General features: G+C 28.6%; 23 protein-coding genes and 1 tRNA gene. 23 read left to right on the top strand and 1 reads right to left on the bottom strand.

Translation table 11 applies throughout. The annotated features are described in order from the left end of the window. The first annotated feature begins 44 nt into the window (after positions 1-44). The 14 genes from FNZ64_RS09540 to FNZ64_RS09475 all read left to right on the top strand — a co-directional run bounded on the left by FNZ64_RS09540 (position 45) and on the right by FNZ64_RS09475 (position 11,171). Positions 45-1,916 carry a TIGR03960 family B12-binding radical SAM protein gene (locus tag FNZ64_RS09540; RefSeq protein ID WP_142414572.1) on the top strand — a complete coding sequence of 624 codons (1,872 nt, stop codon included), beginning with the start codon at positions 45-47 and terminating at the stop codon, positions 1,914-1,916. Further along, positions 1,885-2,586: a TIGR03936 family radical SAM-associated protein gene (locus tag FNZ64_RS09535; protein ID WP_142414629.1), complete on the top strand. Its 702-nt coding sequence runs from the start codon at positions 1,885-1,887 to the stop codon at positions 2,584-2,586. The genes FNZ64_RS09540 and FNZ64_RS09535 overlap by 32 nt, the downstream gene beginning before the upstream one ends. A 7-nt stretch (positions 2,587-2,593) precedes the next feature. Then, entirely contained in the window at positions 2,594-4,024 is a 1,431-nt protein-coding gene (locus FNZ64_RS09530) for a ribonuclease E/G (protein WP_185903742.1), read from the top strand. A 130-nt stretch (positions 4,025-4,154) separates the two neighbouring features. Beyond that, positions 4,155-4,466 (top strand): 50S ribosomal protein L21, encoded by a 312-nt coding sequence (rplU, locus tag FNZ64_RS09525; RefSeq protein WP_142414570.1) that lies wholly within the window; start codon positions 4,155-4,157, stop codon positions 4,464-4,466. 2 nt (positions 4,467-4,468) lie between these two features. Next, entirely contained in the window at positions 4,469-4,795 is a 327-nt protein-coding gene (locus tag FNZ64_RS09520; RefSeq protein WP_142414569.1) for a ribosomal-processing cysteine protease Prp, read from the top strand. 4 nt (positions 4,796-4,799) lie between these two features. Further along, the gene (rpmA, locus tag FNZ64_RS09515; protein ID WP_142414568.1) at positions 4,800-5,102 is read left to right on the top strand and encodes a 50S ribosomal protein L27; all 303 of its coding nucleotides are present in this window, start codon (positions 4,800-4,802) and stop codon (positions 5,100-5,102) included. A gap of 68 nt (positions 5,103-5,170) precedes the next feature. Then, complete coding sequence (locus FNZ64_RS09510) at positions 5,171-5,713, top strand: Spo0B domain-containing protein (RefSeq protein WP_142414567.1); 543 nt, start codon at positions 5,171-5,173, stop codon at positions 5,711-5,713. A 14-nt stretch (positions 5,714-5,727) separates the two neighbouring features. Beyond that, the gene (gene obgE / locus FNZ64_RS09505; protein WP_142414566.1) at positions 5,728-7,005 is read left to right on the top strand and encodes a GTPase ObgE; all 1,278 of its coding nucleotides are present in this window, start codon (positions 5,728-5,730) and stop codon (positions 7,003-7,005) included. 13 nt (positions 7,006-7,018) lie between these two features. After that, a complete protein-coding gene (yhbY, locus tag FNZ64_RS09500; RefSeq protein ID WP_142414565.1) occupies positions 7,019-7,306 on the top strand; it encodes a ribosome assembly RNA-binding protein YhbY in 288 nt (95 codons plus the stop codon). 70 nt (positions 7,307-7,376) lie between these two features. Beyond that, positions 7,377-7,979: a nicotinate-nucleotide adenylyltransferase gene (gene nadD, locus FNZ64_RS09495; protein ID WP_142414564.1), complete on the top strand. Its 603-nt coding sequence runs from the start codon at positions 7,377-7,379 to the stop codon at positions 7,977-7,979. Positions 7,980-8,006: 27 nt separating this feature from the next. Further along, positions 8,007-8,573, top strand: a complete 567-nt coding sequence (gene yqeK / locus FNZ64_RS09490; RefSeq protein ID WP_142414563.1) for a bis(5'-nucleosyl)-tetraphosphatase (symmetrical) YqeK — start codon at positions 8,007-8,009, stop codon at positions 8,571-8,573. An 11-nt stretch (positions 8,574-8,584) separates the two neighbouring features. Continuing rightward, positions 8,585-9,850, top strand: a complete 1,266-nt coding sequence (locus FNZ64_RS09485) for an LCP family protein (protein WP_243129245.1) — start codon at positions 8,585-8,587, stop codon at positions 9,848-9,850. 13 nt (positions 9,851-9,863) lie between these two features. Further along, a complete protein-coding gene (locus tag FNZ64_RS09480; RefSeq protein WP_142414562.1) occupies positions 9,864-10,241 on the top strand; it encodes a RidA family protein in 378 nt (125 codons plus the stop codon). A gap of 30 nt (positions 10,242-10,271) precedes the next feature. Beyond that, a complete protein-coding gene (locus tag FNZ64_RS09475) occupies positions 10,272-11,171 on the top strand; it encodes an RluA family pseudouridine synthase (protein ID WP_142414561.1) in 900 nt (299 codons plus the stop codon). A gap of 30 nt (positions 11,172-11,201) precedes the next feature. Here FNZ64_RS09475 and FNZ64_RS09470 read toward each other — a convergent pair whose 3' ends face one another. After that, complete coding sequence (locus FNZ64_RS09470) at positions 11,202-12,473, bottom strand: D-alanyl-D-alanine carboxypeptidase family protein (RefSeq protein ID WP_142414560.1); 1,272 nt, start codon at positions 12,471-12,473, stop codon at positions 11,202-11,204. Positions 12,474-12,614: 141 nt separating this feature from the next. Between FNZ64_RS09470 and FNZ64_RS09465 the strand changes: the two genes are divergently transcribed. The 9 genes from FNZ64_RS09465 (at position 12,615) to holA (ending at position 24,214) form a co-directional block, all read left to right on the top strand. After that, positions 12,615-13,346 (top strand): helix-hairpin-helix domain-containing protein, encoded by a 732-nt coding sequence (locus tag FNZ64_RS09465; protein ID WP_142414559.1) that lies wholly within the window; start codon positions 12,615-12,617, stop codon positions 13,344-13,346. A gap of 84 nt (positions 13,347-13,430) precedes the next feature. Further along, complete coding sequence (gene selD, locus FNZ64_RS09460; RefSeq protein WP_142414558.1) at positions 13,431-14,459, top strand: selenide, water dikinase SelD; 1,029 nt, start codon at positions 13,431-13,433, stop codon at positions 14,457-14,459. Positions 14,460-14,476: 17 nt separating this feature from the next. Beyond that, entirely contained in the window at positions 14,477-15,868 is a 1,392-nt protein-coding gene (gene selA, locus FNZ64_RS09455) for an L-seryl-tRNA(Sec) selenium transferase (protein WP_185903741.1), read from the top strand. A 29-nt stretch (positions 15,869-15,897) separates the two neighbouring features. Then, positions 15,898-17,805, top strand: coding sequence for a selenocysteine-specific translation elongation factor (gene selB, locus FNZ64_RS09450; RefSeq protein WP_142414556.1), 1,908 nt, complete (start codon positions 15,898-15,900; stop codon positions 17,803-17,805). Between the two features lie 157 nt (positions 17,806-17,962). Beyond that, positions 17,963-18,059 (top strand) — tRNA-Sec (locus FNZ64_RS09445). 205 nt (positions 18,060-18,264) lie between these two features. Continuing rightward, positions 18,265-20,949: a P-type ATPase actuator domain-containing protein gene (locus tag FNZ64_RS09440; protein ID WP_142414555.1), complete on the top strand. Its 2,685-nt coding sequence runs from the start codon at positions 18,265-18,267 to the stop codon at positions 20,947-20,949. 62 nt (positions 20,950-21,011) lie between these two features. Then, complete coding sequence (locus tag FNZ64_RS09435; RefSeq protein ID WP_142414554.1) at positions 21,012-21,302, top strand: hypothetical protein; 291 nt, start codon at positions 21,012-21,014, stop codon at positions 21,300-21,302. A 104-nt stretch (positions 21,303-21,406) separates the two neighbouring features. Then, the gene (locus tag FNZ64_RS09430; protein WP_142414553.1) at positions 21,407-23,155 is read left to right on the top strand and encodes a ComEC/Rec2 family competence protein; all 1,749 of its coding nucleotides are present in this window, start codon (positions 21,407-21,409) and stop codon (positions 23,153-23,155) included. Between the two features lie 21 nt (positions 23,156-23,176). Then, complete coding sequence (holA, locus tag FNZ64_RS09425) at positions 23,177-24,214, top strand: DNA polymerase III subunit delta (RefSeq protein WP_142414552.1); 1,038 nt, start codon at positions 23,177-23,179, stop codon at positions 24,212-24,214. The last annotated feature ends 111 nt before the right edge of the window (positions 24,215-24,325 follow it).

Below are 24,325 nucleotides of genomic sequence, written 5' to 3'. Positions count from 1 at the left end.
TATGATAAAATTAAATGATGTAAAAAACATAAGGAGGAATCTAGATGAACAAAATTTCTGATCACATCTTATATAAAGTAGAAAAGCCTGCTAGATATATAGGTGGGGAATTTAATTCAGTAATTAAGGATAAAAAAAACGTAGATATTAGATTTGCTTTCTGTTTTCCAGATGTATACGAGGTTGGAATGTCACATTTAGGAAGTAAAATACTTTATTATACATTAAATCAAAGAGAAGATACTTATTGTGAGAGATCTTATGCTCCATGGCCAGACATGGAAAAAGAACTTAGGGAAAATAATATACCATTATTTACTTTAGAAACTAAGGATTCCTTAAAGGAATTTGATATTATTGCTTTTACTCTTCAATATGAAATGAGTTATACAAATATATTAAATATGTTAAGTATGGCTAATATTCCTTTAAGATCAGAGCATAGAAGGGAAGAGGATCCTATAGTATTCTTTGGAGGCCCTTGTGCTTATAATCCAGAACCACTTTATGCTATTGCAGATTTCTTTGCATTAGGTGAAGGGGAAGAAGAATTAAATGATGTGTTAGATGTTTTTAAAATTTATAAAAAAGAAAATAAGGGGAAACAATGGTTTTTAAGAGAAATAGCAAAGATAGAAGGAATATATGTTCCAAGTCTTTATGAAGTTTCTTATAAGGAAGATGGAACTATAAAGGAGTTTAAACCTAAGTACGAGGATATTCCAAAGACTGTTAAAAAAAGAATAGTAACTAATTTCTCTGAAGCTCCATTTCCGGATAAGTTACTTGTTCCATATACAGAGATTGTTCATGATAGAATAACTGTAGAAACTTTTAGGGGATGTACTAGGGGCTGTAGATTTTGTCAGGCTGGTATGATATATAGACCTGTTAGAGAAAAGACTACTGAAAAGTTAATTGAACAAGCAGAGCAGCTTATTAAGAATACTGGTTATGATGAGATTTCGTTAATTTCTCTAAGTATTTGCGATTATTCAAATATAGAAAATTTAATAAAGGAACTAATAGATAGATATGGAGAGAAGAAAATTGGTGTATCCCTTCCTTCTATTAGAATAGATTCCTTGTTTGTAGAAGTTTTAAATGAAATACAAAAGGTTAGAAAAACAGGTTTAACCTTAGCACCAGAAGCGGGAACACAGAGAATGAGGGATATTATAAATAAGGGTGTCACAGAAGAGGATTTGATAAAATCTGTAAGTTTAGCCTTTAAATCCGGTTGGGCAACTATTAAATTATACTTTATGATAGGACTTCCTTATGAAACTATGGAAGATGTAGTTGGTATTGCAGAACTTGGAGAAAAGGTAGTGCAGCAGTATTTTAATCTTCCTAAGGGAGAGAGAAAGAAGGGCTTAAGGGTTACTTTAAGTACATCCATATTTGTACCTAAACCATTTACTCCTTTTCAATGGGCACCTCAAGATAGAATGGAAGATGTTAGAGGAAAAATTGATAGTTTAAAGAAAAATATAAAGAGTAGGGCTATTGCATATAACTGGCATGAATCTCTTGTAAGTTTTGTAGAAGCTGTATTTGCAAGGGGAGATAGAAGACTTTGTGAAGTGCTTATAAAAGCTCATGAAAAAGGAGCTAAGTTTGATGGATGGAATGAATATTTTGACTTTAATCTTTGGCTTGAAGCTTTTAAAGAGTGCAATGTAGACCCTGAATTCTATGCTTATAGAGAGCGTTCTTATGATGAAATTTTACCATGGGATTTTGTAGATGTAGGGGTTACTAAGGAATTTTTAATTAGGGAAAATGAAAATGCTAAGAAAGAAAATATAACCCCAGATTGTAGGGAAAGATGTGCAGACTGTGGTATAAATAGAAACTTTAAAGAAGGGAAGTGCTTTGAGGGTGCGTTACTTAATAAAATATGGCAAAAATAGCGAAGTAAAATTCATATCTCACTTAGATTTAATGAGAACCATTCAAAGGACTATAAGAAGAGCGGAAATTGATGTAGAGTTTTCAAAGGGGTTTAATCCACATATGTCACTATCCATAGCACAACCTTTAGCTGTTGGAGTTTACTCTAAGGGAGAGTATTTAGACCTTGTCCTACTAAGTGAAGAGAATGAAGATGAGTTAATAAAGAAGCTAAATAAAAATGCTCCTCGAGGTATAGAATTTTTAGAGGCTTTAAATATAGGCGATAAAAAATTACCTCAATCCATGGCTGTAGTAGAGGGCGCTTTATATGTTTTAAAATTTAACTTAAAAAATAATAATAAAGTTGAAGAGGAATTTAATGATTTACTTAAGGAAGATAAGTGGGAAGTTTTAAAAAAAGGAAAAAAAGGCGAGAGGATTATAGATTTAAAATCTTTAATCAAAGATATGAAGTTTTGGGAAAAAGAAGGGGAATTCATATTAAGAATCTTAGTTAGTTGTGGTTCTAGGGAAAATTTATCACCTCAAATTTTAGCGGATTTCCTAAAAGAAAAATGTGGATCAATAGATAAGGATAAATTTGTGGATATTAGAAGAGAAGAGATGTTTTCTATTCAAAATGATAAATATATTTCCTTATTAGATTATTATAAAGATGCAAAGTAGTGATATTATGCAAAAAGTTTATATAGAAAAAAATGAAGATTTCCTAAGAATAGTTATGCTAGATAAAGAGGGGGATATATCCCTCTTTATGATAGACAAAGAAGATGGAACTCCTAAGGTTGGGGAAATTTATTTAGGTATGGTTGAGAGTATAGCCCCTAGAATAGAAGCTTATTTTATTAATATAGATAAGAAAAGGAATTGTCTTCTTCCTTTTAGTAAAGCTCACAAAAAACTTAAAATTGGAGATTATGTAATTGTAGAAATTATAAAAGAAGAATTAGAAGAAAAATGTGCTAAGGTAACTTCAAAATTTTCTATAGGTGGGGAAGCTCTAGTAATCACTTCTGGTAAAGGCAGGGTATTTTATTCAAATAAAATACAAAGTAAATCTTTTAAAAGCAAGACAAAGGACTTAATAAAAGAAGAAAAGTTAGATATTGTATATAGAAAAAGTGCTGAAAATTTAGTGGAAGAGGAATTAATAAATCAATATAAGATACTAAAAGAAAGTTTTTATAATATAGTAAATAAAGGAGAGTATTCTTCTAAAAAAGGATTATTATATAAGAGTTATGGTATTTTAAAAGAGTTTTTATCCACATTAAACTTTGAAGAAAGTTATGAGATAATTCTAAACCACATGGAAATAAAAGAGTTTTTAGAAACTTACAAATCCATGTTAGGGGAAGAATATAAGAGAAAGATTAAAATTGAGTTTTTAGAAAAAAAACATATCTTAGATGAAAACTCAGTGGAAGATAAAATCTTAGATCTTGTACAGAATAAAATTTATTTAAATAAGGGAGCAAATATAGTTATAGATAGAACAGAGGCTATGACTGTAATAGATGTGAACTCCGGTGAAGAAGGATTTAATGGTTCTATAATAGGAAAGAAGAATATAAATTATGAAAGTGCTAAAATTATTCCAAAGGAAATTTTAAAAAGAAATTTAAGTGGAATGATAATAATAGATTTTGTTAATAATAAAAATAAAAGTGAACAAGAAAAAATAATTTCTATTCTAAAAGAAGGTTTTAAAAATGATAGAAATAAAACTTTTGTATATGATTTTACAGAATTAGACTTAATTCAAATTTCAAGAGAGAGAAGGGGAAAGTCTGTATATGAATATCTTCTTCAAAGGTCTAATGATAAATTTATAAGATATGAGAAGCTAGATTTTAACTATTTACTATTTTATATAAAAAATAAACTAAGTATTTTAGAAGCTTCTAAGGGGGATCACATTTATATAGAGGTTCCATCGTACTATGAAATAGAAGTTGTAAGGAAAAGAGAATATATAAAAGAATACTTAAATTTAAATAGTCTTAGCATTTACATAGATTTTAAAAGAAATTTAGATAAGATAAATATAAGGAAAATAATTTTAAATAAAGAAAAAGCAAAGTTAGAAAAATTTAAATTATAGATAGAAGTTTATCTTTACAAAGAAAAAAATTTGTGATAAAATGGCTTTTGTAGGCCGCACACAATGGTTTTTAAAACATTATTTTACTAATGTACCTAAGTGGCGAGATTGGATAGAGGAGGTGCTTTCGATGTATGCAATAATTGCAACTGGCGGTAAGCAATACAGAGTTCAAGAAGGAGACGTAATCTACGTTGAAAAATTGAATGCTGAGGTTGAAGCTACTGTTGAATTAACTGAAGTTTTAGCAGTTGGTAAAGAAGAAGGTTTAGTTGTAGGAAAACCTGTAGTTGATGGAGCTAAAGTTGTTGCTAAAGTTTTAGAGCAAGGAAAAGCTAAAAAGGTTATAGTATTCAAATACAAACCTAAAAAAGACTTTAGAAAGAAAAAAGGCCATAGACAACAATACACTAAACTTCAAGTAGAAAAAATTGAAGCTTAATTATGATTACTGCAAACTTTAAAAGAAAGCATAAAAAAATTGTTTCATTTAAAGTGTCTGGTCATGCCGGATATGATGATTCAGGATATGATATTGTATGTAGTGCCATATCAGCTATATCATTAACTATAGCAAATGGTATTACTGAGATACTTTACATAGACCCTATAATTGAAACATATGATGGTTTTTTGAACTTAGATTTAAGTCATAATTCTGCAGAGCAGATTGAAAAATGTCAAGTTCTTTTGGAAACAATGCTTTTAGGGATAAAGAGTGTGGAAAATATGTATGGAAAATATATCAAGGTAGTTGAAGAGGAGGTGTAACGTCATGTTATTAATGAACCTTCAGTTATTTGCTCATAAAAAAGGAGTAGGTAGCTCTAAAAACGGAAGAGATAGTGAATCTAAGAGATTAGGTGCTAAACGTGCTGATGGTCAATTTGTTCTTGCAGGAAATATCTTAGTTAGACAAAGAGGAACAAAGATTCACCCAGGTTTGAATGTTGGAATCGGCGGCGACGATACTTTATATGCTAAAGTTGACGGCGTTTTAAAGTTCGAAAGAGTTGGTAAAAACAAGAAAAAAGCAAGCGTTTACCCAGTTGAAGTTGAATTAGACTTAGCTGAGTAATTTCTCTAAATAAAGCACCCTCAATTGGGTGCTTTTTTAAAATTATTTTAAATTACAGGAGTCTCTTTATGGAAGAATTGGAGTTGTTTATTGATAAGTTTAGAATTCAAAGGCATGACTTTATGAATATATTGCAAATAATATCAGGATATATTCAATTAAATCAAGAAGAAGAGGCATTGAGTTATATAAATAGTATTAGTAATTTAAATGAACACATAAGCTCTTTATATTCCCTAGGCGATAAATACTTTGCTTTTGCTCTAGAACTTTGCTTTAAAGAAATAGAATTTCATAATAAAAAAGTTGATTTAGAAGTAGAAATTATAGAATTTCAAGATGTTTATTTTAAAAAAAATTTTGAAAAGAAGTATTTGGTTTTAAAAACTTTAATTATGGATATATTAAAAAAAGAGAGTGAAAAAATTTATATATATATTTATGAAAGTAGTAATGGAGTAACCATTAGACTATCAAGTTTCCAGGAGCAAAAGGAGTTTGATGTAGCATTTTTAAATGTTAATGAGGATTATGATTTGTCAGATATAGATATTTTTAAGTCAGAAAAAGATGAAAAACTTAGTTATGAGTTGAATTTAAAAACTGTGTAAGGTAAGGTGAAGAGATGTTTATAGATACAGCCAAGATTTTTGTAAAATCAGGAGATGGAGGAGATGGAGCTATTTCCTTTAGAAGAGAAAAGTATGTAGCTTTAGGTGGTCCTGATGGTGGAGATGGTGGAAAAGGTGGGAGTGTTATTTTAGTTGCTGATAAGGATATGACCACTCTTTTAGATTTCACTTATAAAAAGAAATATTTAGCTAAAGGTGGAGAACATGGAGCAGGATCTAAGTGTTATGGAAAAGATGGTGGAGATTTATATATAAAAGTTCCTATGGGAACTGTTGTTATAGATTATGATTCTGATAAAATTATGGCGGATCTTTCTTCTCATGGAGATACTTGTGTTGTGGTTAAGGGTGGAAAAGGTGGAAAAGGAAATGCTAAATTTGCAACTCCTACTAGGCAAGCACCTGAATTTGCTGAACCAGGAATGCCAGGTGAAGAAAGATATATTAGATTGGAGCTAAAATTATTAGCAGATGTAGGCTTAATAGGATTTCCTAATGTAGGTAAATCTACTCTTTTATCTGTAGTTTCTAAAGCTAGACCTAAAATAGCAAACTATCATTTTACAACATTAAAGCCTAATTTAGGTGTAGTTGCTATGAAAGGGGTAGAAAGCTTTGTAATTGCTGATATACCAGGATTAATTGAAGGAGCTGCAGAGGGCATAGGTCTAGGGATTGATTTCTTAAAACATGTAGAGAGAACAAGGCTTTTAATCCATGTAGTTGACATATCAGGTATTGAAGGAAGAGATCCTGTTGAAGATGTGAAAAAGATAAATGAAGAATTAAAGAAGTATAGTATTAAACTTTGGGATAGACCTCAAATAATAGCTGCTAGTAAAGCAGATATGTTATACGAAGAAGAGTCATTTATAAAATTCAAAGAAGAAATGAATAAAATGGGCTATGATAAAGTCTTTAAAATTTCTGGGGCAACTGGAGAAGGAGTAGAGGCATTAATGAAGGAAGCTGCAAGAATTTTATCTACAATCCCAGTTACAGATTTAGAAATTAGTGAAGCTGATATGTTCGTAGAAGAAGAGAAGAAATTCACATATGAAATAGATAACTCTGTAGAAGGCGTTTATGAAATAACAGGAAGCTTCGTAGATAGACTATTACATGCAGTTAATGTAAATGATGCAGATTCTCTAAGATATTTTCACAAGGTTCTTAAAAACAAGGGTATACTTGACGAATTAAGAGCTATGGGAATAAAAGAAGGAGATCTTGTACGTGTAAATGATTTTGAATTTGAATATATAATATAGGGGAGGAAGCATTATGATAACTTCAAAACAGAGGGCTTATTTAAGATCTCTTGCTCATGGTATAGAACCAATTTTTCAAATTGGAAAAGGTGGTATAGAAGATAATTTTTTAGATCAAATAAGTGGTGCCCTAGAAGCTAGGGAATTAATTAAGATAAATGTTCTAAATAACAGTGGAATTACCGCAAGAGAGGCTAGTGAAATACTTTGTGAGGAACTTAATTGTGAAGGGGTTCAAGTAATAGGTAATAAAGTTGTTATATATAGAAAGTCTACAAAAAAACCTAAAATTGAATTATAATATAAGTAAGTGCTAGCAAAAATCTAGCACTTATTATATATAATCTAATAAATAAAAAGGGGTAATTTTTATGCTTAAAAAAGGGATTTTCGGGGGAACCTTTGATCCTATACATAATGGGCATTTAAATATTGCATATGAAGCCCTGTATGCTTTAAAATTAGATAAAGTCTATTTTATGCCCACAGGTAAGCCTCCACATAAGAATGTGCAAGGTGTTACTTCATCAATTTTAAGATATGAAATGGTGAAAATGGCTATAAGAAGTGAAGAAAAATTTGAGGTTTGTGACTATGAAATAAATAAAAAAAATGAAAGTTATACTTATGAAACTGTATTTTATTTTAAAAAAAATGAAAAAGAAACTGAATGGTATTTTATAACGGGTGCTGACTGTCTTTTTACACTGGAACAGTGGAAAAATATCAAAAGTATATTCACAAACTGTAAACTTGTAGTATTTGAGAGAAAAGGTTATAATAAAAAGGAAATCTTAGAACAAAAAAGGTATATTGAAAACAAATATAATACGGATATTATATTACTTAAAGCACCAGTTTTAGAAATATCATCTACGGACATAAGAGAAAGTATAAAATTAGGTAAAAAGGTAGATTTTCTTATGCCTACAGGAGTATATAATACAATTTTAAATTTTAAATTGTATAAATAATAAGGTTAATTTTAGGTGGCGATATATATGTGGAATGAAGAAGAAATACTTGAATATCTTAAAAAAGTTTTAAAAGAAGAAAGATATAATCACACCTTAGGAGTTGTTAAAGCTTCAGAGGTTTTAGCTAAAAAACATGGATGTGATGTAGAAAAAGCTAAACTTGCTGCACTTTTGCATGATGTTGCAAAATATAAGACAGATGATGAAATTTTATCAATGTTAAAAAAAGAAGGGGTATACATAGATGAACTTTTACAGAAATACCCTCAAATAATGCATGGTTTTTGTAGTGCATATATAGCAAAAAACAAGATGGGCATATATGATAAAGAAGTTTTAGATGCAATAACCTGTCATACTACTGGAAAAGAAAATATGACTACTTTAGAAAAAGTAGTTTGTCTTGCCGATTTTATAGAAGAAGGAAGAAATTATGAAGGTGTAGAAGAACTTAGAAGATTATCTATGGAGAGTCTAGACAAGGCCTTAATTAAAGCTTTTGATAATACCATTACTTATATAATTAATAAGGGTGGGATTCTTTATTTAGATACTATTAAAACAAGAAATTATTTACTAATTAATCTTTAGCGAGGGATATTATGAAAGAAAATAATAAAAGTAGGAGAGTCGATTCTGAAGACCCTAAACCTAAAAAAAAGAAAAAAAGAAAAAAAAAGATATTTAAAAAGTTGCTTTTTTTTGTTCTATTATTTATTTTGGGCATGGGAATATATATTTTTTATAATTTAAGTAGATTAAATGATAATTCAGAAAAATTGGAGTCTTCAATTCCTAAAAATAAGGATTTTGTAAATATTTTAGCCATGGGTGTGGATATAGGAGATCCTAAAAATTCTAATGATCCAAAGAGAACAGACACTATGATGCTTATTAATTATAATGTGAAAAAGGATAGGTTATCTATAGTTTCTATTCCAAGAGATACATATATAGAGGTTAATGGTAACTCAAAGAAGATAAATCAAGCACATGCTATAGGTGGCGTAAAGGAAGCAGTCAATGAGGTCGAGAAGTTACTGAACATTAAAGTAGAGTACTATGGCAAAATTGACTATTCAGGCTTTAGAAAGCTAGTTGATTCTATAGGCGGTATAGATATGGAGATTACTCGTAATATGAAGTATGATGATTATGCCCAAGATCTTCATATAGACTTTAAAAAAGGAACCACTGTTCATATGGATGGAAAAAAAGCAGAGGAATTTTTTAGATGGAGAAAAAATAACGATGGAACAGGATTTGTAGATGGAGATATTGGTAGAATAGGTAATCAGCATGAGTTTATAAATAAGGTTTTTGAAAAAGTAAAAAGTCCCGCTATAATTCCTAGAATTCCTAGCATAATTTCTACCTTACCTGAATATGTAGAAACCAATATGAGTACTAAAGATATGTTATCTTATGCTTTAAGTTTTTCAAAGGTTAAAAATGAAAATATGTATGTAAAAACTTTGGCAGGAGAAGGAAAATATATAAAAGGGGTATCCTATTTTATATATGATCCTAAGGCTAGTGCTGATATAATAAGCTTAATAAGTGATGTTAATTATACTAACTTTGCAAGAGAAAAATTAAAAATAAAGATTTTGAATCAGACAAATAAAGTTGGATTAGCTAAAGATTTTAGTGACCATATATGTGAAAAGGGCTATATAAATGCAACTACAGGAAATATTACTGGAGATGATAAAACTAAAATTGTGTTTTATGGCATGGATAAAGATACAGCTAAGATAATAATGAAAGATTTTAATATAAACAATGTAGAATTTAAGGATGAAAAGAAAGATAAGTTTGATATGGTTATACTTTTAGGCTATGACCATGATTATATAAATAACTAGGAGGAGTTTTAAAATGAAAGAAATCATTTCTACAGAAAAAGCACCAAAGGCTATAGGACCTTATTCTCAAGGTATTGCTTTTAAAGATCTTATATTTACATCAGGTCAATTACCAATAGACCCTACCACAGGAGAGCTTGAGTGTTCTGATATAAAAAGAGCAACAGAGCTTTCAATTAAAAATGTTATTGCTGTTTTAGAGGAAAAAGGCAGTTCCGTAGATAAAGTTATAAAAGCCACAATATTTGTTAAAGATATGAATATGTTTGCAGATATTAATGAAGTGTATGGAAGATTTTTTAGTGAAAACTCACCAGCTAGATCCTGTGTTCAGGTAGCTAAATTGCCAAAGGATGCACTTATAGAAATAGAAGCTATAGCTTACATTTAAAGTAGCTTTGAAAGGAACTTTAAAAAAAGTATGAAGAGTAACTTTTTAGAAATAGAAGTAAAAGAAGATTTGCCTAAGGTAAAGTTGAGGGATTATTTAAAATATAATCATGACCTTTCAACTAGACTTATAAAAAAGGCAGGAATGGAAAAAAGAATTTTAGTAAACGAAGAGATAAAAAAACTTAATTACATAGTAACTAAAGGTGATTATATTAAAATAGATTTAAATAGGGAAGAAAATCAAAATATAGATCCTCAAAATATCCCTATTGATATTGTATATGAAGATGAAGATATTATAGTTGTGAATAAACCTCCATATATGGTAGTTCATCCTACTAAAAGTCATAGGGGTGGAACTCTTGCTAATGGAGTTTTATATCACTTTAAAGAACAGGGAGAGGACTGTATAGTTAGGCTTGTAAGCAGATTAGATATGGACACTTCCGGATTAGTTATAATAGCTAAAAATCAACATTCTCATATGTTTTTATCTAAGGAGATGTCAACAAATAGTGTTGAAAAAATTTACTTAGCTATTGTACATGGAAGATTAAAAGAAAAATGTGGAACTATAAATCAGCCTATAGGAAGACCTTCTTTAGAATCTATAAAGAGAGAAGTAATGGATCATGGACAAAACTCTATAACTCATTATGAGGTTTTAGAAGAGTATGAGGATGATTCCTTAGTAAAATTAAGACTAGAAACAGGAAGAACACATCAAATAAGAGTTCATTTAAGTTATATAGGAAACCCTATATATGGAGATAGTCTCTATGGAAGAGAGGATGATAATTTTATAATGAGGCAAGCATTACATGCTCATAAATTGAAATTTATTCATCCAAAAACTAAGAAGGAGATTACACTAGAATCTCCAATTCCACAAGATATGAAAAATTTAATAGATAAAATAAAAAAATAGTAAGTTCTCTTACTATTTTTTATTTTATATTTAAATCTTTTTTGTTTTTTTCCATTTATTAATTGATAATAAAATTACACTTATAATGACAACACTAATTACTACAACAAGAATTATACCAAATTTTATATAAGGTTTAGCACCGGAATTTTTATTTTGATTTTGAAGGAGTAAAGTTTTTGGAGATGTATGATCATTGCCACTTATAAGTTTTAGTGGATATTCTTTAGTATTAAATTTTATATTTAGTCCTAGAATAAAATCTCCTTTTTTTATATCCTTTTCATTTAATTTTAATTCTTCTAGATTTATAGAAGGTAATGTGAAATCTTCGTATTTAGTACCTTTTTCAATTGTTGAAGAAATATCTCTATCAGATATTATGGATAATTTTTCATTTTTATTAAAATTATATGTATATAGGTTATCACCTTTTGAAATTAATTTCTTAGTTTCAAAGTTATTAAAAGCATAGTTAAATAAAGCTACAGAATCTTTGTAAAATTGCTTATTTGGATCATGGATTAAAGCTACAATATATCTTTCTTCACCTTTTTTAGCACTTACTACGTAAGAATGTAGTGATTGAACAGTATAACCTGTTTTAGCAGCCTCACAAAATTCATAAAAATATTGATTGCCCCTATGAATCATTCTATTTCCATTCCAAAGATGACGAGGTTCCTTAGATTTATTTGTAGGAGGAATATTATATTCAGAGGTTTTTGAAATTTTTATGTACTCTTCATGTTTTATAAGTTCTTTCATTATTAGAGCTAGGTCATGGGCAGAGGTTCTATGTTTATCATCATATAGACCATTGGGGTTTACAAAATTAGTATTATTACACCCTAATTCTTTTGCTCTTTCATTCATCATATTAGAGAAGTTCTTTAAATCTCCTCCAACATGCTCTGCAAGTGCTAAAGCAGAGTCATTAGCAGAGGCCATAAGCAAGGAATATAGCAAATCTTTTACCTTGATTTTTTCTCCATCAAAAATATATATTTTTGAACCATCTTCTTCTTCACATTTTTTACTTACAGTAACTTCCTCCTCTAAATTACATTTTTCTAAGGTCAAAAGTGCAGTCATAATTTTAGTAGTAGAAGCTGGGGGATACTTTTGATTCATATTTTTTTCGTATAGAATTTCCCCGGTATTTGCATTCATAATTACAGCACCATCTGCAGAAACTTTGGGAGCGTCCTTAGATTTTGCATAAATTATATTAGAGCTTATTACTAAAAAAAATAAAGAACTTAAAACTAAAGAAACAATATTATTTAAAGTTTTTTTCATATAATCACCTCAATTTATAAAGAAAAACTATTTATAAATCAGTATATCAAATATTTTATAAATTTGCGAGAAAAAACACTATATTTTTCTTAAAATTTGTCAATAATTGAATATAGAAGAATATAAATTTAGGAGGAAATCATGAAAAAAAAGGACAAAATAGTAGGTAGTTTAGGAATATTAGGAATATGTATAGTACTATTTATAGGTGGCTATATTGTTAATTTAAAAAAAGATAATAAGTATAAAGATGTATTTGAAGATTATGATATAGAAAAAACGGAGACAGTTTATAATAGTAGTAGGAAAAATCAATCTAAAAATAGTAACAGTGAGTCAACGGAGAAAAATAAGAGTAATGAAAAGTCTGAAAATAGTAGGGATAGTATAGTAGTAGAAACATCTAATAATGAAATTATCAAGGTTGATATAAAGGGAGCTGTAAAAACTCCTGGAGTGTATACCTTGAATAAAGACAGTAGAATAGATGATTTAATCAACTTAACTGGAGGTTTTTTAAATGAAGCTGATACATTAGCCATAAATCTTTCAAAAAAGTTAGAAGATGAAGAGTTTATTTATATTCCTAAAAAGGGTGAAAAACTTAGTGAAAACTTACAAAGTGCATCAATGCAAAGAGCTGGAAATAACAGTGGAGGAGGGTCAAAAAATAAAGAAGATAAAATAAATATAAATAAAGCTAGTTTAGAAGAACTTAAGACTTTACCAGGTATAGGAGATAGCAAAGCAAGTAGCATAATAAAATACAGAGAAGAAAATGGTGGCTTTAAATCTGTAGAGGAACTTAAGAATATATCAGGTATAGGTGATAAAACTTTAGACAAATTTATTCATAAGGTAGACATTAAGTAATTATTATTATAAAATATGCTTGAATACTCATGTAATTTTAACAATGTAATTTGTTATAATGAGTGAATTGACGAGGTGATACTTATGAGTAAAAGATTAACTGAACTTTCTAAAACTTCAGGTTGAGCAGCTAAAATAGGGCCGGAGACCCTGTCAAAGATATTAAGCAAGTTACCAAAAATGGAAAATCCTAATCTTATAGTTGGAATAGAAACATCAGATGATGCTGCAGTATATAAATTAACTGATGAACTTGCAGCAATTCAAACTCTAGACTTTTTTACGCCAGTGGTTGATGATCCTTATACTTTTGGACAAATAGCCGCAGCAAATTCTTTAAGTGATGTATATGCTATGGGAGGCAAACCTTCAGTAGCACTAAATATAGTTTGTTTTCCAAATTGTTTAAATATAGAGGTCCTTGGTGAAATTTTAAGAGGCGGAGCTGATAAGGTAATAGAATCAGGAGCTGTTGTTATAGGTGGCCATTCCGTTTCAGATGATGAGCCTAAATATGGACTTTCTGTTATGGGACTTGTTCATCCTGATAAGATTTTAAAAAATTATGGAGCTAAACCAGGTGAAATTTTAATTCTTACAAAACCCTTAGGTACTGGCATTGTGAATACAGCAATAAAAGCAGATTTAGCTTCTAAAAAGGCTTATGATACTGCAGTTAAAGTTATGAGTACTTTAAATAAATATGCTGGGGAAATAATAGCTAGTCATAAGGTTTCAGCTTGCACAGATGTTACGGGTTTTGGAATAATGGGACATTGCTATGAAATGGCTGAAGGATCAGATGTAACTTTAAAGCTCTATGCTAATAAGTTACCTTATATAGAAGAAGCAAAGGAATATGCAGAAATGGGCTTGATTCCTGCAGGTGCCTATAATAATAGAAATTATTTAGAGGGGAAATATGAAATAAAAAGAAAGCCTTCTTGGATAGATGATTTACTTTTTGATCCCCAAACTTCAGGGGGACTTCTAGTATCCTGTAGTGTTGAAGAAGGAGAAAAGCTAATTAAGGAACTAAATAACTTGGAAATAAAATCTTCAATTATAGGTGAGGTAAAGGAATTTAAGGACAAATACATTATTGTAGAATAAAGGAAGTAGGGGATATAATGAAGAATGAATTGTTAAGGAAATTACCTAAAATAGATGAGTTATTAGAAGATGAAAAAATAAAACAAGCAATTACAAAGTCTATGCGAACTTTAGTAGTAGAAGCCTTAAGGGAAGCAATAGATTTTTATAGAAAAGAAATTCTGCAAGATAATATTAAAGAAATTAATAAAGAAGAAATAATAGATAAATCACTAGAGTTATTAGAGCATAAAAATCACAATAAGCTTAGAAAAGTTATAAATGCTACTGGTACAGTTATACATACTAATTTAGGAAGATCTTTATTATGTAAAAAAGCTATAGAGTCAGTTTTAAGTGTAGCTGAAAATTACAATAACTTGGAGTATGAACTTTCTAATGGGAAAAGAGGTTCTAGATATTCTCATATAGAAGAACTATTAGCAAAAATAACTGGAGCTGAAGCTGCAATGGTTGTAAATAATAATGCTGCAGCTGTAATGCTTATTTTGGATACCCTATGTAAGGATAAAGAAGCTATAGTTTCAAGAGGAGAGCTAGTTGAGATAGGGGGATCTTTTAGAGTGCCTGAAGTTATGCGTTATAGTGGTGCGAAACTTGTAGAAGTAGGGACTACTAATAGAACTCATTTATATGATTATGAAAATAATATAACTGAAGATACAGGAGTGTTTTTAAAAGTTCATACATCCAATTATAGAATACTAGGATTTACAGAAACTGTATCTCTAGAGGAATTAGTTAAGGTTGGAGAAGAAAGAGATATTCCTGTAGTAGAGGATATAGGTAGTGGAGTTTTAATTGATTTTTCAAAATACGGATTTACTTATGAGCCTACAATTCAAGAAAGTATTAAAAAGGGTGTTGATGTAGTTAGTTTTAGTGGCGACAAGATGTTAGGTGGCCCTCAGGCAGGAATTATAGTAGGTAAGAAAAAATATATAGACAGAATGAAGAAAAATCAACTCACAAGGGCTTTAAGAGTGGATAAGATGACCTTGGCCGCATTAGAAGCTACACTTAAATATTACCAAGATGAAAAGTCAGCTATAGAAAATATACCTACTTTAAATATGCTATTAAAGGATAAGAATGAAATAAAGAAGTCAGCTTTAAGTTTAAAAAGAAAACTAACAAATAAAGTTAAAAAATTTAAATTCACTATAGAGGAAGAACTTTCTATGGTGGGTGGTGGCTCTATGCCTACAGAAAAAATAAATACATATGCTATAAAGGTAAGTTCAGATAAAATTACTTCAGAAAAAATAGAAGAATTCTTAAGGACATATAAAACGCCTATAATAGTTAGAGTATACAATGGTGAAATTATAATGGATCTTAGAACTCTATTTTCAAGAGATTTTGATATTATAGTAAAAGCTTATATGGATCTAGAAAAAAATATTTAATATTAGTTACCTTTTAAAGGAGAGTGCTTATGAAAAATATAATAATTGGTACAGCAGGACATATAGACCATGGTAAGACTACATTAATAAGAGCACTTACAGGTAGAGAAACAGATACTTTAAGAGAAGAACAGGAAAGAGGAATATCAATTAATTTGGGGTTTACTTTTTTTGATTTACCCTCAAAGAGAAGAGCAGGAATAATTGATGTGCCTGGTCATGAGAAGTTTGTTAAAAATATGCTTGCAGGTATTAGTGGAGTCGATATTGTTTTAATGGTAATTGCAGCTGATGAAGGTATAATGCCTCAAACAAGAGAACATTTTGAGATTCTTCAACTTTTAAATGTTAAAAAAGGAATTATCGTTTTAACTAAGATAGATATGGTAGAACCAGAGTGGGTTAAAATGGTTGAGGAAGATGTAAAGGAGTATTTTAAAGGAACATTTCTAGAACATTCTCCTATAAAAAAAGTATCTTCTAAAACTAAAGAAGGCATAAAAGATCTTATTGAAACAGTGGATAAATTAACAGAAGAAATAGAAGAAAAAGATACAGAAGGTCACTTTAGGCTTCCAGTTGATAGGACTTTTTCTGTTAGCGGTTTTGGAACAGTGGTAACAGGGACTATAATAAGTGGTTCGGTTAAAGTGGGAGATGTAGTTGAGGTTTATCCTAATAAGGTTAAAACAAAAATTAGAAGTATACAAGTTCATGGTGAAAGTAGGGAAATAGGAGAAGCAGGACAAAGATGTGCATTGAATTTATCTAATATAAAGTTAAATGAAGTTAAAAGAGGTTATGTTATTTCAGGTGAAAACTTGATGGAGCCTTCTATGATAATTGATTGTAAACTTTATTATTTAAAAAGCATGGATAAGCCTCTTTTAAATAGACAAAGAGTTAGGTTATACCATGGAACAGATGAAATATTGTGTAGGGTGATTATATTAGATAAGGAAGAACTAAATCCAGGAGAAAGTGCCCTAGTTCAGCTTAGGCTTGAGAGCAAATTGACTTCACAAAGAAATGATAGATTTGTAATAAGAAATTACTCTCCTATGTATACTATAGGAGGAGGAAGTATAATAAATCCTGTGGCTAAAAAGAGCAAGAGATTTAATGAGGATTACTTAGAAGAGCTAAAGATAAAAGAGAGTGGAAAAACTGAAGGAATATTAGAAAACGCCATTAAAAATATGAGTAAGGAGTTTCCAGAACTTAAGACACTTATAAAAGCATTAGGTAAAAATGAACAAAATATAGAAGAGAAGATAAAAGAATTGGTGGTATGTGGTAAGATTATTAAATTAGTTTCCATAGATAATCCTATTTATGTTCATAAAGATTACCTAGAAAAGAAAAGAGAAGAAATAATTAAAATTTTACAAGCATATCATATACAGAATCCATTAAAATTAGGTATGGGCAAAGAGGAGCTTAAAAATAAAGTTTTTGGATTAGGCTTAAAACAAAAAGCTTATGATGAAATTCTTTCTTTATTTGAAAAAGATTTAAATATAAAAACAAGCGAAAATTTTGTATCTATTTATGATTTTTCTATAAAGTTAAATAAAGAGCAAGAAAGAATAAAAAATAAAATTATAGAAGAGTATAAGAGAGATGGATTTAATCCTCCAAAGTTTACTGATATAATAAATACAGAAAAGGATAAAAATACTTTTAAAATGGTTTATGATATGCTAATAGATAATGGAACCTTAGTGAAATTATCAGAGGAAAGCATACTTTTAGAAGAGTATTATAAGAGGGGTAAGGAAGTTATAATTGATTATATAAAGAAAAATGGTAAGTTATCAACTTCAGAGGGAAGAGAAATTTTAAATACGAACAGAAAAAATGCAGTAGCACTACTAGAGCATATGGATTCTTTAAAAATAACTAAGAGAGTTGAAAATGAGAGAGTTTTATATTAATTGAATTTTAATCTAAAAAAATAAAGTTATTATACAATAGTATCAAATTTCTACTTTAATCTACAAAACATACAAAAATACAAAATAAAAGTTTAAGAAAATACAAAAAATTTATTGATTAATAATTATCTATATGATATACTAATGCTTGTGTCAAGGGAGTAGATAGGTGCTGGTGTGCCTACCAGTCTTCAAAACTGAGTTGTCGTGCTAAGACCATGATGGGTGGGTTCGATTCCCACATACTCCCGCCAAAATATAAAAATAATAATATAGACATATAATGACGGGTTAGAATACATAGTTTATGATATCTAACCCGTCTTTTGAATTTTTTGTGAATTTATTATATAATAATATCAGAAGTTTAAAGATTTATTTAACTAAAGTAAAAAGTATAATAAAATGATATAATATTTATAAAGTTAAAACAAAAAATAAAGTATTGAGAGGTATAGAATGAAAAGGTGGTATAGTATTTCACATAAAGAAGTAGTAGAAAACTTAAACTCAGATTTAGATTTGGGGCTTAATTATGACAAAGTAGAAAGGCATAGGGAAGCTTATGGCAAAAACATAATATACACACCTAAAGAAAATTCAACTTTAAAGTTATTTTTCTTAGAACTATTTCAACCCTGGGTAGTAGTTATGATTACTTTTCTTATAATAATTTCATATTTAAATTTAAATGCACTATTATGCATTTCTGCTATTTTAATAACATTTCTTCTAATGAGCTTTTTTTTACTAAAAATAAATAATGAAAAAAAATTAAAAGCACTTGAAGTTTTAAATTCCTCTTCTGTAAGGGTTTTAAGAGAAGGACGAGAAGAAGCGGTGAAAAGTGAGGACTTAGTTGTAGGGGATGTTGTATTCTTAGAAGGGAATACCTATATACCTGCAGATATAAGACTTATAGATGTAAAAAACTTTAAAATAAATGAATTGCCTATAACTGGGATAGATTGTATTATAGAAAAATTTTCAGCAAAATTAGATGAAGAGGACTTAAGTATGGATAAAATGAGCAATATGGTGTTTAAATCCTCTATAATTAAGGAAGGAGAAGCTATAGGTATTGTTACATCTGTAGGTAAGGAAACACAGATAGGGGCCATGATGGAAACCTTAATGCATAATGAAGGAGATAAAAATTTATTTATAAATGATATCAAATCTATATTAAATAAATTTTCATTAGCTGGAGTAGTTTTAAGTTGCATTTGTGGTATTTTTTCGTATTTTCTAAATGTAGAATCATATAAAATCTTAAATATTATAGGTACTTTAATTTATATACTAATACCTATTCAGAGCATAATTTTATTATTAATAACTATATTTATTTATGTGAAAAAGAAAAAAGATATAGGAGTATATATAAAAAATATTTCATCCTTAAAACAGATATCAAAAATAGAAACCTTATTTTTAGATAAGGCAGGTATCTTAACTAAAGATGAAGCTGTAGTATCAAAAATATTTATAGATGAAAAGTTATTGAATGCTAAATCTAAAGATACCTTGGAGGTTCAAAGGTTTTATGATTCTAATAAGGTTTTAGATAGCAAAGAAGTTACTGTCATGAATAGTTTAACTTTAGAAAGACTAATTAACATATCTCTTTTATGCAATGATGCAAAATATGAGAAAGAAAAGGAAATTGAAGAAGGAGATATGAAGGAAATTGCACTTATAAAATTTGGACTTAATAATTTTGTTTATAAGAGTGAGCTTCATAATAAATATCCTAGAGCATTTCAAGTGCCTATAGAGGGGAATAGAGGTATAAAAACTACCTTAAATAAAATAGATGAAAACTACAGGGCAAATGTAGTAGGGAGTTTGGATACTATAATAGAGGGATCTACTTATATACTGAAAAATGGTATAGAAATAGAACTAAAAGCTGAGGAAATAGACAGAATAAAAGAAGGGGCAGTAGATATGGCTCTAGACGGTTTAGACTTAGTTGCCTTTGCTTATAGGAGTTTTAACTATGAACCTTCTATTGATGAAAATATAGAAAGTAACCTTGTGTTTGTGGGGATTATTGGTTTTGTAAATCCAATTAAGTTAGAAACTTATGAATTTAAAGAAAGATGTAATGAACTTAACTTAAATCCTATTATATTTACAGAGGATAATAAGCTTACGGCTAAGGTATTCGGAAAAGAGATTGGAGTTATAGGAGATACAAATGAGATATATTCAGGTATAGAATTTGATTATATGTCTAGTAGAGAGCTTCAAAACATCATATCAAATGAAAGCTTGTTTTCTAAGCTAAAAGAAGAGGATAAAAAACTAATAGTTAAAAACTATAAAGATAAGGGCAAATTTACAGGAGTAGTAGGAAGTAAGCTTATAGAACTTCCTCATATGAGTTATGGGGATATAAGTGTTTCTATGGGAGAAAAGTGTAGTAGCATTATAAAAAAACTTAGTGATCTTTTTATATGTGATATGAATATAAACAAATTTTTTAATACAATATATGAAAGCAGGGAGTTGTTAAAATTTTACAAAGCTTTAATTTATGAGTTTTTTGTGTGTACTAGTTCTCTTGTCTTTTGTGTACTTATGTCCTTAAGTGTAAGCAAGGATAATATTTTAAAACTAGAACAAATTTGGCACTTAAATTTAGTGCTTATAAGTATGAATGGTATTGCTTTATTAATGGAGTATAGAGAGTCAATTTTTTTTAGAGAAGAGTCGTATATAAGTTATGCTACAGAAAAAAATAATATAAGCCTATCATACTTACTTATAAAGGGTTTCTCCATTACACTGGTCTCATTTATATTATATAGTTATGCTCTTAAAAGTTATTCTAATGTGCCGCACAATCTTTTACTTTTATTTAGTTTAGGAGTTGGACTTGCTTTTAGTCCTCTTAATATAATAAAGTATGGTTTAATCTTTAAAAAGCTGTTATCTAATATAGCTATGTTTTTGAATTTAGTATTTATATTTTTTATAGTAAGTTTTGAGGGTATGAGTATAGGGTTTAACTTTGCTAATTTTATGAGAGAACATTATATTTTCATAATAACTACAGTAATACTAAATTACCTAGTAAATATTGCATTTAGGGATAGAAATGTAATAATTGATGATATGTACATGGACTATTATTAAAGTAAAAACAAGCAATTTCAATGTCATTTTTACATATTATATAATAAGTGGAGGGATATTATATGATTAGAATAAGTGAAAATGACATGATTTTTATTCCTATAATAACAGCTATAGTAAATATATTCAAATCTTTAGGTCTAAAACCGAAATTTGCACCAGTGTTATCTCTTGTTATAGGTGTAATAGTTGCTATATTTTTTTCAAATAAGGTGGAGATTAAGCTTAGGGTTTTAAAAGGGATTTTTTTAGGCTTAAGTTCTTCTGGTGTATATACTCATGGGAAAGGGGTCATAGAGGTCTTAGATTCTAAAAGTAGTAAAAAAGATAAAAACAATAAATTGAAAAATTGATGCTAAAAATAGTATAATTTCAGATTAGTGCTATTTAATGATTAAAAATAATATAAGTGGATATAATCTTACTAAATATGAATTAGTATGGAGATATTATATATATGAAAGAAGATGAAATTTTAGTAGGTAATCCACTTATTTATTGCGCTTTTGCATTGTTTTTAGGGTCGTTTGATTATACTATTTTTTATGAGAATGAATTTATAGGTGTAGCTTTTGCTGCATCTTTCTTTATTATAGTGTTTTTAACCCTTAATAAGGAACTTTATTATATGATAATAATATTTTTTATTATGGGTTACTTTATTAATATGATTTATTTCACCACAAACCTGCCAGATAAGAAGGCTAAAATAGTAGTTAATATAATGGAAGATAGGGGATTTATTAAAAGAGCCACTTATAAGGGAAAAGAATTAAACATTTTAAAGAGTAAAGAAAATTTTAAAAAGGGTGATATAGTTTATTTAGAGGGTGAGTTTAAGAGAAATATAGATTTTTCTAGAGGTAATATAGGCGAAATAGAGACAAATTATGCAAAAAAGATTGCAGAAGGAAAACTTTCAAAGGTTAATTTGTTAAAAGAAAATTTATATAAAAAATTTTCAGAGGTGTTAGGTGAAGAAAATACAGGAGTTTTAATGGCACTTTCCTTTGGGGAAGATCAATATATCTCCAAAGAACATAAGGAAGAATTAAAAGATTTAGGGGTTATTCATGCCATAAGTGTATCTGGATTTCACATGGCTATAGTGTTTAAAGTCTTAGATTTTATACCATTTTTAAGCATAAAGAGTTTTATAGCATTTATATATGTATTATTTACAGGGGGTAAACCCTCAACTATAAGGGCTTTTATAATGATATTTATTTTAAAAGTATCACCTAAAATCTTTAAAAGTTATAATGTATTATCAGCATTAAGCTTTTCAAGTTTAATACTACTTTCTATAAAACCTTACTATGTAGTAAATCCAGGATTTGTTTTGTCCTATCTTGCAGTACTTGGAATAATTATATTTAACAATAAAATAAGCCGCAAGCTATATAAACTACCTAAGTTTATTCGAGAGTCATTAAGTTTAACTATATCTAGTCAAAGTTTATCATCTTTTTACTCAATAGCTATATTTAATCAGTACTCTATGGGAGGTTTTCTAGGAAATTTATTTTTACTTCCTTTCTATTCTTTTATAGTAATACTAGGAAATATTGCTTTAATATTTAATAAAGTCCCCTTTATATTTAAGCCTATATGTTATATAATTTTATCTATTATGGAATTATATAATGTTATAGAGAATTTATTATTATGTATAGTTCCAAAGTCTATATATTTAAATTATTTTCATATATTATGCCTAGTGTTTATTATTTTTTCCTATATGCTTATAAAAAAAGGATTTGAATATGCTAAGTTTTCAATTATACCTATTACTATATTTTATTTTTTATCGGTTTTTAATGTATTTCCCCAAATAAATTTTTATAATATAGGAACAAGAGAATGTGCTATAATTAAGTACAAATGGCATAGTATAGCTTTATGTAAGAGTCCGGAAGATTTAAAGAAGATAAAAGAGCCAATAGATAAAAGCTTTATACTAGACGGTGGACAAACAGAGGAAATAATCTTAGGGGATTATGTAATAATAGGTAAAACTAATAAGTCTTTTAAAAACAATATAATTTTAGAGTTTGAAGATGAAAAAGAGTTTTTTGTTATTAGTACGCTACCTAAAAAAAATTTAAATATTTCTTATAGAAATGTTAAAGTTATTGAGGCAAAGGGCAAAAAACTTTATAATAATTATGGGAAATCTTTTGCAAGATTATACTTAATAGAATAGTCAACTTTAGGAGGTAAAGTTTTGATTCAAAATAAAGAGTTTTTAAAGATCTTAAAGGAGAATGACGTTGATAACTGTTATATTTTTTGTGGAGTAGATGAAAATCTTATAAAGGAAAATATTGAAAAGATTAAAAATAAAGCTTTAAATAAGGATTTTATTGAATTAAATTACATACAGTTCCATGGTGAGAAAGTTACAGAAGATGAGATTTTAAATGCTTGTGAAACCTTACCATTTATGAGTGAAAAAAAGATAGTCTTAGTATATAGGGCTAGTTTTTTAGACGAGAGGGATGGAAAAGGTGACTCAGAAAAGGTATATAAATTTCTTGAAAAATACATAGACTCATTACCACCACATTGTGTTTTAATATTATATTATGTGTTTCAATCAGAGAGGGATAAACCAAGTTTTAAGCTTAAGAAATTAGATGGAAAAGCTACTGTGGTAAAAGTAGACAAACTAAAAGGGGAAGAATTAAGAGGAAGAGTTAAAAAGATATTTGAAAGCAAAGGAAAGGACATTTCAAAGTCAGAGCTTTCTATATTTTGTAATGAAATTCAAAATAACATGGACATAATAGAAAATGAAGTTGAAAAACTTTGTACATATACAGGAGAACGAGAAATTACTAAAGAAGATATTTACTTATTAGCACCCCAAAAAAATGAAAATGATATATTTAATTTGGTAGATGCCATATCCCAAAGTAATATTAGAAGTTCTTTAGATATATTAAATGAACTTATATTTAGAGGAGAACATGAGTCTCATATATTATATATGATACAAAGACAATATAAGCTTCTTTTAGATGTTAAACTTCAAATCTTAAAAGGAGAAAATAAGAACACTATTTCCAGGGCTCTTAGATTAAATCCTTTTATTTGTGAAAAACTTATTCATCAATGTAGAGTATTTTCATTAGAGTATTTGGAGATTATGCTAGAAGAGAGTTTGCAATGTGAAAAAAGAATGAAGACTGTATCCTTAGATCTAAAAACAGAAATGGAAATGCTTATAGTAAAGGGCGCAGTTGTAAAGAGAAATATATAGATACAATTATATGTAAAGGTTGGAATGGTTAAAAATAAACAGAGTTTATGGTGGTGTAGTCGCTCTTTTCTCTCCATTTCAAGAAGAGGGAGTATTAGAATGGATAGCCAT

Source organism: Hathewaya massiliensis (assembly GCF_902143515.1).
Classification (GTDB): domain Bacteria; phylum Bacillota; class Clostridia; order Clostridiales; family Clostridiaceae; genus Hathewaya; species Hathewaya massiliensis.
Note: the sequence above shows the minus strand (reverse complement) of the source record. Positions and strands in the feature narration are given on the sequence as shown.

Excerpts from the sequence above, each read along its gene's own strand:
- FNZ64_RS09465 (WP_142414559.1), top strand. The coding sequence starts at position 12,615 with ATGAAAAAAAAGGACAAAATAGTAGGTAGTTTAGGAATATTAGGAATA.
- FNZ64_RS09520 (WP_142414569.1), top strand. The coding sequence starts at position 4,469 with ATGATTACTGCAAACTTTAAAAGAAAGCATAAAAAAATTGTTTCATTT.
- nadD (WP_142414564.1), top strand. The coding sequence starts at position 7,377 with ATGCTTAAAAAAGGGATTTTCGGGGGAACCTTTGATCCTATACATAAT.
- FNZ64_RS09440 (WP_142414555.1), top strand. The coding sequence starts at position 18,265 with ATGAAAAGGTGGTATAGTATTTCACATAAAGAAGTAGTAGAAAACTTA.
- rpmA (WP_142414568.1), top strand. The coding sequence starts at position 4,800 with ATGTTATTAATGAACCTTCAGTTATTTGCTCATAAAAAAGGAGTAGGT.
- selB (WP_142414556.1), top strand. The coding sequence starts at position 15,898 with ATGAAAAATATAATAATTGGTACAGCAGGACATATAGACCATGGTAAG.
- selA (WP_185903741.1), top strand. The coding sequence starts at position 14,477 with ATGAAGAATGAATTGTTAAGGAAATTACCTAAAATAGATGAGTTATTA.
- FNZ64_RS09435 (WP_142414554.1), top strand. The coding sequence starts at position 21,012 with ATGATTAGAATAAGTGAAAATGACATGATTTTTATTCCTATAATAACA.
- FNZ64_RS09470 (WP_142414560.1), bottom strand. The coding sequence starts at position 12,473 with ATGAAAAAAACTTTAAATAATATTGTTTCTTTAGTTTTAAGTTCTTTA.
- FNZ64_RS09430 (WP_142414553.1), top strand. The coding sequence starts at position 21,407 with ATGAAAGAAGATGAAATTTTAGTAGGTAATCCACTTATTTATTGCGCT.
- FNZ64_RS09540 (WP_142414572.1), top strand. The coding sequence starts at position 45 with ATGAACAAAATTTCTGATCACATCTTATATAAAGTAGAAAAGCCTGCT.
- rplU (WP_142414570.1), top strand. The coding sequence starts at position 4,155 with ATGTATGCAATAATTGCAACTGGCGGTAAGCAATACAGAGTTCAAGAA.
- obgE (WP_142414566.1), top strand. The coding sequence starts at position 5,728 with ATGTTTATAGATACAGCCAAGATTTTTGTAAAATCAGGAGATGGAGGA.
- FNZ64_RS09510 (WP_142414567.1), top strand. The coding sequence starts at position 5,171 with ATGGAAGAATTGGAGTTGTTTATTGATAAGTTTAGAATTCAAAGGCAT.
- FNZ64_RS09530 (WP_185903742.1), top strand. The coding sequence starts at position 2,594 with ATGCAAAAAGTTTATATAGAAAAAAATGAAGATTTCCTAAGAATAGTT.
- FNZ64_RS09475 (WP_142414561.1), top strand. The coding sequence starts at position 10,272 with ATGAAGAGTAACTTTTTAGAAATAGAAGTAAAAGAAGATTTGCCTAAG.
- FNZ64_RS09485 (WP_243129245.1), top strand. The coding sequence starts at position 8,585 with ATGAAAGAAAATAATAAAAGTAGGAGAGTCGATTCTGAAGACCCTAAA.
- yqeK (WP_142414563.1), top strand. The coding sequence starts at position 8,007 with ATGTGGAATGAAGAAGAAATACTTGAATATCTTAAAAAAGTTTTAAAA.
- FNZ64_RS09480 (WP_142414562.1), top strand. The coding sequence starts at position 9,864 with ATGAAAGAAATCATTTCTACAGAAAAAGCACCAAAGGCTATAGGACCT.
- yhbY (WP_142414565.1), top strand. The coding sequence starts at position 7,019 with ATGATAACTTCAAAACAGAGGGCTTATTTAAGATCTCTTGCTCATGGT.